Genomic DNA, 12928 nt, shown 5'->3' with positions numbered 1-12928 from the left:
GTGCTGGTACTACCCTGAAACAGAAGGAGCTAGTTACCAGTGGTGGTCGGGTTTTGGGGGTTACCGGCACCGGTAAAACAATAGCGCAAGCTTTATCAGTTGCTTATAGCGCTATGGATTGTATCCACTTTGAAGGGATGTATTACCGTCGGGATATTGGTTATCGGGTTTTGCAGGATGAAGGCTGACTTGTATTGGTTGATTGTATGGGTTTTATTGATGCGATTAGCCCGAAGGGCTACGCTACGCGATCGCATTCGTAAGTTCTTGCTCCCATTGAGACCAGCAACAGGAGACCAGCAACAATCCCTCAACGGCTATTAATCATGGTCAACCCATTAAGGAATACTAATATCGCACACCACCCGAAAACCAATGTTGGCTTCGATATTGTCTGCCGGGATATAGCTGAAGCGGCAAGCCGAGCGGCATATCCCAGGAATGATATCCCAGGAACCACCGCGCAGAAGCCGGGAATGATGATCATACTCATTGATACTACTTAGCCAAGCACTACCATCAACGGGAGCGCTTAGGTAGTTTGGGTACCAATGGTCAGCACACCACTCCCAAACATTCCCATGCATGTCATACAAACCAAAGGAATTGGCTACACCAAAGCTACCTACACGAGTAGTTTGTTTTCGATATACCCCTTCTGGCTCAGAGCTGTATGTACAGTTGCCATCGTAATTGGCCACATTGGTAGTAATGGTTTCACCGAAGTGGAATGGCGTACTGGTACCAGCTCGACAGGCATATTCCCATTCCGCCTCACTCGGAAGCCGATAGTTTCGTCCAGTCAGCCTAGATAGTATAGCACAAAATTTCATCGCCTCATACCAAGATACCTTTTCCACTGGCAGAGTATCGCCTTTGAACTTAGAGGGCTGGGGGTTTAGGGAAGGGGAGACTTGGAATAAGGTTGCTACAGCCCGCCACTGGGCCTGGGTAACCGCAAACTTTCCCATGAAGAAGGGAGAGACTCTGACCCAATGCTGTGGACTTTCATCGTCGCTATGTCCCTTCTCAGTTTCTGGTGAACCCATGAGGAATCTTCCCCCAGGGATGTACACCATATCTAGCCCTACACCATTGCCTAAGTCTTCTGTGAAATATTGGGCTTGGTGACGGCGGCGCTTTTTAATTTCACTGTATTTATCTAGAGTTACCACATCGAAGTCAAAAGATTTTAGGGTGACTCCCTCGACTGCTGAGGGGTCGGAATTTTGGAATTGGTTAAAAAATCCAGCTACAGCTATTCCTAAACTGCCAAACCCCCCCACTTGACTTGATTGCGGTCTATTAACAGTAGAATCATCTGGTTTCTGGGATCGCCGTGGAGGATTAAGTTCGGAGTTGATTGCTTGTAACTTTTCCCAAAGAACCTGAGTATCCTTAGGACGTTGATAAACTCGCACCATCAAACTATCAAGAAAATCCCCTAACTCCGAAGAAATCTGTGGTGCATGGGATCGCCACATCAAGATATCATTGCCAGCATCATACAAATCTGAGGGTTCTTGCCCTGTCAGCAAATAAACAAATGTCCGTCCTAGAGCGTAGAAATCCGACTGGGGTACCGCTTGACCATGGATTTGTTCTAGGGGAGTATACCCAGGGGAAATCATACTGGTAACATTCCCAGCAGATTGTTTGAACATATAAGTGTCGGTAACTTGGCGCACTGTGCCAAAATCAATTAATACTAGTTGTCCATCTGGACGCAGGATAATATTAGAAGGTTTGATATCGCGATGGAAAAAGTTTTCCTGATGAACTGCTTGGAGAATATCAACGATTTGAAATAACCAATCCAAGGCTAATTTTTCATCAATGGGGCGATTTCCTCGCTTTTTTTGATACTCCTCTAAATTAAGCCCAGAGATTTTTTCCATGATCAAACAGTATAGGGGGGTTTGGTGGTTTCTGGGAAAGAAGGTGAAATTTTCCTCTCCTTTAGGAATACCTGGGTGATTGAGCTGAGTCAGAACTCTGGCTTCTTGCTCAAAAAGTTCCACAGCTTTCGGTTCATCGTTAATCAAAATTTTGAGAACCTTGGCAATTCCCTTGTGAGTCACCTCATAGATTCGTCCAAAGCCACCTTCTCCGAGTAAGCGGCTGACCCGATAACGTCCCGCCAGCAATAACTCAGAACCGCAGCTTGAGCAGAATAGGTCCGTATCAGGGTTACCAGGCTGAGGACACTCAGGATTTATGCACAGGCTCATTGGGGTCAAAGATGGGTCGATCTACTTGAAAGTTTAGCTTTAAGTTTGTGAATTACAAGTGTGAAGTAGAAATGTGTTCGCGTAGCGTGGCCTAAGCGGTATCAATACAGCGCGATCGCACTCCCATCCAATTGGTGATGAACCCTATATATAAAAACAATAGCGATAGAGCTATCCTAGCAATGCTTTAGGTCTAGGATAGACAAGGAGTGATTGGGTGATGGGGAGAAATTAAGCTGTCAAGTATATACTAGACACTGAAGTTCTCAAAAAATCTTAATAAAGAAACTTCTAGCCACTGATACCAGCGGTATCGATGGTCTCAATCATAACGTTTATCGGAAAACATGAATCAAGGAATTGACCTCCAAAGCCGTTTTATTCAATCGCTGAGTGATCTAGGCATCCCCGCTGGTGCAGCCAAAGCCATTTGGATGCCATTACCCCTATTTCTGATGATTACCGTTGCCACCGTAGGGGTTTTGGTAGTGGTTTGGTTAGAACGAAAAATTTCTGCTGCTGCTCAACAGCGCATTGGTCCAGAATACGCTGGACCTCTAGGGGTACTCCAGCCTGTAGCAGATGGAATCAAACTCGTCTTCAAAGAAGATGTTATTCCAGCCAAATCGGACTCTTTATTATTCACCCTCGGACCAATCCTGGTTGTGCTGCCGGTATTTATCTCCTACCTGATTGTACCGTTTGGACAGAACTTGGTAATTACCAATGTCGGCACAGGCATATTCCTGTGGATTGCCCTGTCGAGCATTCAGCCGATTGGTCTGTTAATGTCTGGCTACGCCTCTAATAATAAGTATTCCTTACTCGGAGGCTTAAGAGCTGCAGCTCAGTCTATCAGTTACGAGATTCCTCTAGCATTAGCGGTGCTAGCTGTTGTCATGATGTCCAACAGCCTCAGCACCATTGACATCGTTGATCAGCAATCGGGATACGGCATTCTAGGTTGGAATGTCTGGCGTCAACCAGTGGGTTTCCTAATTTTTTGGATTTCGGCCTTGGCAGAATGCGAGCGACTCCCCTTTGACTTACCCGAAGCAGAAGAAGAACTGGTAGCTGGGTATCAGACAGAATACGCCGGGATGAAATTTGGTTTGTTCTATGTCGGTTCCTACGTCAATCTCGTGTTGTCAGCCTTGCTAGTAGCAGTGCTCTATCTGGGTGGGTGGGAATTCCCCATTCCTCTGGATAAGCTTGCGGGCTGGCTAGGGGTGAGTGAAACCAGTTCCTGGTTGCAGGTGATTACTGCCTCTTTAGGGATTACCATGACCCTGCTCAAGGCTTACTTCCTGATCTTTACAGCTATTCTGTTACGCTGGACACTGCCTCGGGTTCGGATTGACCAATTGCTTAACTTAGGCTGGAAGTTTCTACTACCAGTAGCTTTGGTAAATCTTCTATTAACTGCTGCTCTTAAATTGGCATTTCCAATTGCCTTTGGTGGTTAGCTATTAGTTATATCAAGTCCGTTTAATTTATAATTTTTGAGTAAAAAAAACAGGATAAATACATACTCATAAGTATTAAAACGGACAGGATATAATTAGTGAAAAGTCCATAATTGAGAATTCATAAATCAGTACCACAATACTCAGCAATACAATCAAGACAAGAGAGAGACACTAAACTATTATTATGCTGAAGTTCCTCAAACAGGTTGGCGACTACGCTAAAGAAACTGTGCAGGCTGCTCGCTACATTGGTCAAGGGATATCGGTGACTTTTGATCACATGCAACGGCGTCCCATTACAGTACAATACCCTTACGAAAAACTAATCCCCTCTGAGCGCTATCGCGGTCGGATTCATTTTGAATTTGATAAGTGTATTTCCTGCGAAGTCTGTGTGCGGGTTTGTCCGATTAACTTGCCAGTGGTAGATTACGAGTTTGATAAAGCTACTAAGAAAAAAAATCTCAAGCACTACAGTATAGATTTCGGAGTTTGTATTTTCTGTGCTAACTGCATTGAATACTGCCCCACTAACTGTCTATCAGCGACGGAAGAGTATGAAATTTCTACCTACGACCGTCATGAGTTGAACTATGATAATGTAGCCCTGGGACGCCTCCCCTATAAAGTTACCCAAGACCCGATGGTAACTCCTCTACGGGAATTGGCTTATCTACCGAAGGGGGTTATGGATCCTCATGATTTGCCAGCAGGTTCTAAACGGGCTGGTATGCGCCCAGAGGAAATTCTCGAGCAAATGGAATCAAAGGAAGAAGACGTTAAGAGTTAGTTGTTAGTCATTGGTCTTTTCAAGGTTCAAGGTTGTTCGCGTAGCGTGGCCTTTTGGCCAAGGTTCAATGTTCAAGGTTGTTCGCGTAGCGTGGCCTTTTGGCCAAGGTTGAAGGTTCAAGGTTCAAGGTTGTTCGCGTAGCGTGGCCTTTTGGCCAAGGTTCAAGGTTGAAGGGTGAAGGTTAACTATCAAATAGTTAATACTAACTGTTAACTAGTGAAGGTTAACTAGTGACTTTTGACTGTGACCAATGACTTATCACTAACAACGATTAGGCAAAAATAAATCACGAGGAGATAAGTTAAGCATGAATCTAGCGGAAGGGGTTCAGTTAATTTCTGTTGCCATACTATCGGTGATCATGATTGGGGCGGCTTTAGGGGTTGTCCTTCTTTCCAACATTGTATACTCAGCGTTTTTACTGGCTGGTGTTTTCATCGGTATTTCTGGATTGTATATTCTGCTAAATGCTGACTTTGTAGCAGCAGCACAGATATTAATCTATGTTGGGGCGGTCAATGTCCTAATTTTATTTGCCATCATGTTGGTGAATAAGCGAGAGGATTTTCAACCAATGACTAAGCGCTGGGTGCGCACTGGATCCACTGCTATAGTGTGTATTGGTTTGTTTGCGCTTCTGAGTACAATGGTTTTGGTAACGCCATGGTCCGTCGAAACTGAGCCAGCTATGGTTGTTACTAATACTGCTGTGGAGATTGGTCAGCATTTTTTCAGTGACTTTTTATTGCCGTTTGAGCTAGCTTCTGTACTTTTGTTAATGGCAATGGTAGGGGCAATTATCATAGCTCGTCGGGATTATATTCCTGAGGAATTGGTTTCTAGAGATCAGGAAATTGCTACAGCTTTGACCTTGCCTGAGCGTCCTCGGGAACTTGCTTCTGTGCCAGGGGATTCTAAATAAGACAACAGTTTAGTGTTTGTTAGTGTTTGGTTGACGGTTGACAGTCAACGCTCAATGGTAAACAACCAACCACTAATTACCCATTGAAAAACTACTCTTCCCTACATAAAACATCATAATTTATGGAACTTCAACTCCAATACTTTTTACTACTTGCTGCTGCTTTATTCTGCATCGGTATTTATGGTCTAGTAACTAGCCGCAATGCCGTGCGAGTGCTGATGTCTATTGAGCTAATGCTGAATGCGGTCAACCTTAATTTAATGGGGTTTTCTAATTTTATGGACTCAGCCGGGATTAAGGGTCAAGTGTTTACCGTGTTTGTAATTACGGTAGCAGCTGCAGAAGCAGCGGTGGGTTTAGCTATTGTGCTGTCGATATATCGTAATCGGGATACGGTGGATATGGAACAATTTAATCTGCTGAAGTGGTAGATTCACCAAAAGCTAAATAGAATATGGCGTTGCTCAATTGTGGCATGATTGAGGGTAACTGGTAACTGGTAACTGGTAACTGACCCAACTAGACTTGATATTATTCCTTAGATCAGCAACGCCAAAATCTAGCACTCCTCAATCAGCTGACCTATTCTAGTTCACAAATGAAGTTTTAGTTAACTTGAGAAAAGTGTATAATAGACGGGGGTTGAAAACTGACTGCTTAGCAAAAACTCAAAGATTAGTTAATTTTGTAAACTTGCTTTAGAATCTGGTGTGACTATTTCGGTGAACTCATAAAATAAAAACGACTTATGGTACCCCTAAGAGACGAAAACCCAATCACAATCACGCCATATATTACTATCATTCTGATTGTTATTAATATTTTAGTCTTTATTTATGAACTGAGCTTAAGTAAACCAGAACTAGACACGTTTTTTAGGCTTTATGCTGTGGTACCTAGGGAGTTAACCGCTAGCTTCGAGGGTTTTCCTGTGGGCCAGCCTGTGCGAGAACCATTGACTCTGATCACATCCCAATTTCTCCATGCTGGCTTTCTTCATGTTGGCTCCAATATGTTATTTTTGTGGATTTTTGGTAACAACATTGAAGAAAAACTTGGGGGGATAAGGTTCTTAATTTTTTATCTCACTTGTGGGGCTTTAGCCGCGTTAGCCCAATGGTTTTTCTCTGCTCTATCTGTGATTCCGGCTTTAGGAGCTAGTGGAGCAATTGCTGGAGTTATGGGTGCCTATATTATCAGGTTTCCTAATGCTAAAATCATGACTCTAGTGCCCCTGATTCCTCAGTTTTTCATATTTTTCGTGGCTAGGATACCAGCTGTATTTTATCTAGGGTTTTGGTTTTTACAGCAAGCGTTTAATGGCATAGCTAGTCTGGGGGTTCAGGCTCAGGTGGGAATGGAGGGGGGAGGAATTGCTTACTGGGCTCATGCTGGTGGATTTGTGTTCGGAGCTATCCTTGGTCCAATCTTAGGTTTATTTGATGATTAGTCATTGGTGGGGAGGCATAAGCATTCAGCGGTCAGCAGTCAGCAGTCAGCAGTCAGCGGTCAGCAGTCAGCAGTCAGCTTTCAATAACACAGATTAAACAAATTTACCGGTTTTATTCAAAAGCTGTTATCGTAGCTTGCCCATAATAGCCCATAAGCTGATGATAGCTGATAGCTAATGACTGAGAGCTGATAGATGATAGCTGAATACTTATGGGGAAGCTGTTAATTTTTTTAGCAATAGTGTCAAACCTGTGTTGAACAGGACATATTTTAGAATAGAATGTGAAATCTGGGGATTAAAGTGATTACCCCTGTCTTGGATTCCAGGTAAGAAGCCTTTTATAAATGAGCGCGAGAACACTGTTTGACAAAGTTTGGGATTTACATAGTGTTGGCACGTTGCCTTCGGGTCAGACTCAACTATTTATTGGTTTACACTTAATTCACGAGGTTACCAGTCCCCAAGCCTTTGCGATGCTGCGGGAACGGGAATTGAAGGTGCTGTTTCCGGAACGAACCGTGGCAACGGTAGACCATATTGTTCCGACGGAAAACCAAGCTCGTCCGTTTGCTGATGTCTTGGCAGAGGAGATGATGCAAGCTTTGGAAAACAGTAGTAAGGAGTTTGGGATTCGATTTTATAATATCGGCTCTGGCAATCAGGGCATTGTCCATGTGATTGCTCCAGAACAAGGGTTGACTCAGCCAGGCATGACGGTGGCCTGTGGAGATTCCCATACTTCTACTCATGGTGCGTTTGGTGCGATCGCATTTGGCATTGGGACTTCTCAAGTCCGTGATGTCTTAGCTTCCCAAACCTTGGCCTTGTCTAAGCTTAAGGTTCGCAAAATAGAAGTTAATGGTAGTTTACGCCCAGGAGTTTACCCGAAAGATGTAATCTTACACATCATCCGGACGTTGGGGGTCAAAGGTGGAGTTGGCTATGCCTATGAATATGCTGGTACTACCTTTGATCAGATGTCGATGGAAGGACGGATGACTGTGTGTAATATGTCGATCGAGGGGGGAGCTCGGTGCGGCTACGTTAACCCGGATCAGGTAACGTTTGATTATCTTAAGGGCAAAGATTTTGCTCCCAAGGGCGCAGATTGGGATCAGGCGGTGGCTTGGTGGAACAGTATCCGGTCCGATCAAGATGCGGTATATGATGATGTGGTTAGGTTTGAGGCGGCGGACATTGCGCCTACAGTGACCTGGGGGATTACACCGGGTCAAGGAATTGCCGTTAATGAAACTATTCCGATACCGGAGAATTTGCCAGAAACAGAAAGAGCGATCGCACAACAAGCCTATGAGTACATGCAGCTAACTCCAGGCACAGAAATTCAAGGCACAAAGGTGGATGTGTGTTTTATCGGTAGCTGCACCAATGGTAGACTGACTGACCTGCGAGAAGCCGCTAAATTTGCTCAAGGTCATCATGTGGCTGAGGGAGTCAAAGCCTTTGTGGTTCCAGGTTCGGAACGGGTCAAGCAAGAAGCGGAAGCCGAAGGACTCGATCAAGTCTTTGTGGAGGCTGGGTTTGAGTGGCGAGAGCCGGGATGCTCGATGTGTTTGGCAATGAATCCTGATAAACTCCAAGGGAGTCAGATTAGCGCTTCCTCTTCTAACCGTAATTTTAAAGGTCGTCAGGGGTCTGCCACAGGACGGACGTTGTTGATGAGTCCAGCAATGGTTGTAGCCGCAGCGGTTAAAGGGGAAGTGGCTGATGTTCGGGAGTTGATGGTATAGGAGCAGGTCTGATGAGTAGTGAAGTAAAGATGATTACCGGAACAGGAATTCCTGTAGTAGGGAATGATATCGACACCGACCGGATTATCCCAGCTCGATTTTTGCGCTGTGTGACCTTTGATGGTCTCGGACAACAGGTTTTTGTTGATGACCGCGCTCAAGCTAACGGACAACATCCCTTTGACCAACCCCAGTATCAAGGTGCAACGGTTTTAGTAGTAAATGGTAACTTTGGCTGTGGGTCTTCACGGGAACATGCCCCTCAAGCGATCGCGAGATGGGGGATTCAAGGAATTGTCGGAGAGAGTTTTGCCGAAATCTTTTTTGGTAACTGCTTGGCGATGGGGCTTCCCTGTGTGACCGCTGATTCGGAAACCGTGAAGCAATTACAGACAAGCCTCCATGAGAATCCTGAAATCCCGATGACCTTGGATTTGGAAGAGATGCAAGTCTATTGTGGTGAGTTGCAGGCTTCTGTGTTTATGGAGGATGGACCAAGAAACATGCTGCTGACTGGAACTTGGGATACTTGTGGACAACTGGTTGCTCAAGTAGAAGCGATTCGGGCGACAACCGCTAGGTTGCCTTATATGGATTGGGGAGTTGTTTCTTAAGCAAAGGGAACAGGGAATAGGGAACAGGGAACAGGCAGTAGGGAGTAGGGAATATGGCATCAAAAATTATCACAATTCATCTAGGATTCCTATAGAAACAATAATTAGCGTTTTTGACATTACCCAAAATCCTTCTATGTCTTGATGCAGCGCTAGTTGATTAACTCTTGCCTGTTGCCTGTTGCCTTTGCTTTAAATAGATTGGGTTAAAGGTTTTAGGTTGAATAATGAAAGAAAGCTTGAGGCTAGCTGCGGTTTTGTATATACTCACGTGTTGTGTGGCTTCTGGTTTAGAATCTCAAGCTACTGTTGAGTCCGAATCTGGTCAACTAGGCGATAAACGATTAATTACTAGCAAATTAATTACTAGCACTATATCCGAATCATTAAAGGATAGGGCTGAGTCACTGATGATAGCCCAATTTCCCCCACCAGAAATTAGTGACCCAGCCGAGAAAAAGCGTTTCGAGCAGGTGATGGAGTATGCGATCGCAAACCACTTGTCTGAGCGTCCGCTCCCAGAGATCATGCAAGCGATCGCACAGCAATTTCTGGGCGCAAGCTACAAAGCTCACTTATTAGACCAATCCAGCCAAGAAACCCTAGTTATCACTCTCAATGAATTTGACTGCGTCCTGTTTGTCGAAACAATTCTAGCCCTAGCGCGAGGGATAGCCCTAAAAGATTATTCTCAGCAGACCTTTGTCAATCACCTTCGTGACCAGCGTTATGGGAATGGTAATCTAAATGGCTATTGCAGCCGATTACACTATTTCTCTCAATGGATTGATGACAATCAGAGAAGGGGCACAGTTAAAAACATAGCGCTAAAGTTAGGAGGAGTATCCCGCCAGAAAACCCTCAACTACATGAGTAAACACAGGGGTAAGTACCCATCTTTGGCCAGGGATGAGGCCAATTACCAGTGTATTGTAGCCATGGAAGCTAATCTCAAGCAGACAACTATTAATTTCATTCCCCATGATCAGATTAGGAAAGCCTACAATCAACTGCAACCAGGGGATATCATTGGCATTGCTACTACTATTCCTGGTATAGATGTCACCCACACTGGCTTAGTCTATCGTACTGCTGAGGGGAATATGGGTTTTATTCATGCATCACCTGCTGGTAGAGTCACCATTGCCCGTGATTTACAACGGTATGCCAGACATGTTAGACATTCCCTCGGGATTGTAGTGGCTCGACCCATTAATCCAGCAATTCCAAGCACTGACAATATCCTCCATTAACAAGCGTCGAGAAAACCAGAACTTACCCAGTAAATCTACCTTTAGCTTGCCTTAATAACTCACCCTACTACCTATATTTGATGCCCATTTTTGCGTAAGTCCTGGCGAATAGGCTCTCAGTCGTGATTACTGGTAGGAATACCTTGCTGCTACCGATTGGGTCAGGCTCTTTGTGTAGTAGATTCAAGCTATAGTCTGTTTATTCAGCGGGAACCCTAACATCTCCCGTTGTTCCAAATAGAGTTGAGCCACTCGCCTTGCTAGATTGCGAATTCTACCGATATAACGAGTGCGCTCAGTCACTGAAATCACACCCCTAGCCTCCAGTAAGTTGAAAGTGTGAGAACACTTCAGAACGTAGTCTAGTGTAGGCATAACGAGTCCTCGTGTGCTTAGTTGTTCTGCCTCTTGCTCATAAAGACCAAATAGCGTGAACAGTAAATCTGGGTTAGAGGATTCAAAATTATAAGTACATTGTTCAACTTCTCCCTGAAGGTGAACATCTCCATAGCTAATTTGGTCATTCCACTGGATTTTAGTAAAGGCCTCTACTTCCTGGAGATACATAGCTAATCGTTCCAAACCATAGGTGATCTCAATGGGTACAGGACGACAATCAATGCCACCACACTGTTGGAAGTAGGTAAATTGGGTAATTTCCATGCCATCTAACCAGACTTCCCAGCCAACTCCCCAAGCCCCCAGGGTAGGAGATTCCCAATTGTCTTCAACAAAGCGAATGTCATGGTCTTCAGGGCAAATACCTAAAGCTTTGAGGGAATCTAGGTAAATGTCTTGAATATTATTCAGTGACGGCTTGATCAGTACTTGGTATTGGTAGTAGTGCTGGTAGCGATTCGGGTTTTCGCCGTAGCGTCCATCGGTGGGTCTTCGGCATGGTTCAACATAAGCAACTGACCAGGGTTCTGGACCAATAGCTCTCAAGAATGTATGAGGACTCATGGTCCCTGCTCCTTTCTCGGTATCGTAGGACTGGGCAATCAAGCAACCATGTTTTGCCCAGAATTGATTCAATGTTGCAATTACTGATTGAAAATTCACTTACACCTCCAGTGTTTGTTGACACTCCCCGTCTTGAAAGAACGGGGATTCTTAGATCAACGAGCTGCCTTAAACCACTACGTTTCAATCTTTGACGCCGTCAAAAATTGAGCAATACCTAAACCAAAAACCCGTCAAGACAAAGACTTCAGTTTAGTTCATAGTAGACCCAGCGGGCAATTCTCCTTAAGCGTTTGGCTACTTATTAGGAGTGCATGTGCATAGTCTGTTTCCTCCCTTTTCACCCGGTTCCGGTGTGCCCCACCGTACCATGTTTTTTTTTAAAGTGTGATTCTGCTAGGTTTACACACCGATTGTTAGTCGATAGTTGGGTTTTTAAGGAGGACTTTCCCTACCCTCCGAGCATTACTACTTTCAGGTCGGTAAGTTACGGGTCTCTCTCCCGGCTCAGCCTGCGGTTTCTCAGCCTGTACTCATTTTTCCAGTTTATCTACTCCTACTTGATGTATCAAGTACTTTAGACATCTCCAAAAATTAACCTCAAACCCTTGTAAGGTCTGGCTCAAGCCGATTTTATGGAGATGTCTTTTTGAGAAATTACAATGACTGCGACGCTTTCTCGCTACTCACTTTCATCCCCGGTCTTTAGACGCGGGGCTTTCAGTGTTGGGTTTTATAGTAAACGCACCTTGTAAGCCCCGTGGAAACCACGCCAGTTGCTAATGGGTTAAACCCTATAATAAACCCATGTTTTCCCTAACAGCACCCTGCATCCCTATAGTTTATTCTGGCGCACATGCCTTGTCAGAGCGAGGTTAGTAAGTTGTTCAACAATGGATTTCATGGTGGCAGTGCAAAGGGCTCTTCATTAATGTTGCCTCTGAATGGGAACAGCCACTACTTACCGATTAATCCTGGACAGTTACCGTAAATCCAGGTTAATTTCCCGTTTCACTCAGGAGCATCGGAGCTGTTATCCCAATACGCACTTACAGCCACGATCGACAGACAAGCCCGTCACCAGGTATGTATCTAAAGATATACAGGAATTACCCAAATAATTCTCCCGACTCCCAGGGCGTGCGCTTATACTCGTCTAATTAAATTGGTCACGGGTCGCAGCGCTCCCGACTCCCGACTCCCGACCCAAATCTAAAGAACCCACCCCTGTGACCTGAGAGCTTCCCCCTCTTCCCCTGATCAGAACCTGGGAAACGGATTGAAAAATTTTTAAATTCCACAACCCTTGCCATATCTAGGCTTCAAGGATTTATCCCCAAAAAAGTTTCGGGTTTAGGTTGACAAACGCTTTTTTACCCTTTACATTAGTAAATGGCGATGAGGAAAGCCAAGCGCACCGCACCGCCCCGAACCAAGAAAAATCTATAGTTTGAGAGCCAATATACGGTCGCTACTCGT

The 12928-nt window shown here is 44.7% G+C and carries 11 protein-coding genes; 9 read left to right on the top strand and 2 right to left on the bottom strand.

Translation table 11 applies throughout. The features are described from left to right. Window positions 1-188 (top strand): phosphoribosylglycinamide synthetase C domain-containing protein (locus tag F6K49_RS28400; RefSeq protein WP_293101957.1); only part of this gene is annotated, 188 nt, incomplete at its 5' end. A 150-nt stretch (window positions 189-338) separates the two neighbouring features. Here the strand turns inward: F6K49_RS28400 and F6K49_RS28395 are convergent. Beyond that, entirely contained in the window at window positions 339-2231 is a 1893-nt protein-coding gene (locus F6K49_RS28395; protein ID WP_293101954.1) for a bifunctional serine/threonine-protein kinase/formylglycine-generating enzyme family protein, read from the bottom strand. A 347-nt stretch (window positions 2232-2578) separates the two neighbouring features. On the opposite strand from F6K49_RS28395, the gene nuoH reads away from it, so the two are divergent. The 8 genes from nuoH to F6K49_RS28355 all read left to right on the top strand — a co-directional run bounded on the left by nuoH (window position 2579) and on the right by F6K49_RS28355 (window position 10486). After that, window positions 2579-3697, top strand: coding sequence for an NADH-quinone oxidoreductase subunit NuoH (gene nuoH / locus F6K49_RS28390; RefSeq protein WP_293019321.1), 1119 nt, complete (start codon window positions 2579-2581; stop codon window positions 3695-3697). Window positions 3698-3887: 190 nt separating this feature from the next. Further along, the gene (gene ndhI, locus F6K49_RS28385; protein ID WP_293045028.1) at window positions 3888-4490 is read left to right on the top strand and encodes an NAD(P)H-quinone oxidoreductase subunit I; all 603 of its coding nucleotides are present in this window, start codon (window positions 3888-3890) and stop codon (window positions 4488-4490) included. A gap of 307 nt (window positions 4491-4797) precedes the next feature. Next, entirely contained in the window at window positions 4798-5412 is a 615-nt protein-coding gene (locus F6K49_RS28380) for an NADH-quinone oxidoreductase subunit J (protein WP_293019320.1), read from the top strand. 122 nt (window positions 5413-5534) lie between these two features. Beyond that, window positions 5535-5846 carry an NADH-quinone oxidoreductase subunit NuoK gene (nuoK, locus tag F6K49_RS28375; protein ID WP_008185025.1) on the top strand — a complete coding sequence of 104 codons (312 nt, stop codon included), beginning with the start codon at window positions 5535-5537 and terminating at the stop codon, window positions 5844-5846. 317 nt (window positions 5847-6163) lie between these two features. Then, on the top strand, window positions 6164-6865 hold the full coding sequence (locus F6K49_RS28370; RefSeq protein ID WP_293101951.1) for a rhomboid family intramembrane serine protease: 702 nt from the start codon (window positions 6164-6166) through the stop codon (window positions 6863-6865). A 347-nt stretch (window positions 6866-7212) separates the two neighbouring features. Beyond that, window positions 7213-8619: a 3-isopropylmalate dehydratase large subunit gene (leuC, locus tag F6K49_RS28365; RefSeq protein WP_293101948.1), complete on the top strand. Its 1407-nt coding sequence runs from the start codon at window positions 7213-7215 to the stop codon at window positions 8617-8619. An 11-nt stretch (window positions 8620-8630) separates the two neighbouring features. After that, the gene (leuD, locus tag F6K49_RS28360; protein ID WP_293019315.1) at window positions 8631-9233 is read left to right on the top strand and encodes a 3-isopropylmalate dehydratase small subunit; all 603 of its coding nucleotides are present in this window, start codon (window positions 8631-8633) and stop codon (window positions 9231-9233) included. A 227-nt stretch (window positions 9234-9460) separates the two neighbouring features. Beyond that, window positions 9461-10486: an N-acetylmuramoyl-L-alanine amidase-like domain-containing protein gene (locus F6K49_RS28355; RefSeq protein WP_293019313.1), complete on the top strand. Its 1026-nt coding sequence runs from the start codon at window positions 9461-9463 to the stop codon at window positions 10484-10486. Window positions 10487-10669: 183 nt separating this feature from the next. On the opposite strand, the gene glyQ is transcribed toward F6K49_RS28355, so the two are convergent. Beyond that, window positions 10670-11548 (bottom strand): glycine--tRNA ligase subunit alpha, encoded by an 879-nt coding sequence (gene glyQ / locus F6K49_RS28350; RefSeq protein ID WP_293101945.1) that lies wholly within the window; start codon window positions 11546-11548, stop codon window positions 10670-10672. Window positions 11549-12928 lie beyond the last annotated feature (1380 nt).

The sequence above is a fragment of the Moorena sp. SIO3I6 genome (genome assembly GCF_010672095.1).
This window is presented reverse-complemented; position numbering and strand designations above follow the sequence as displayed.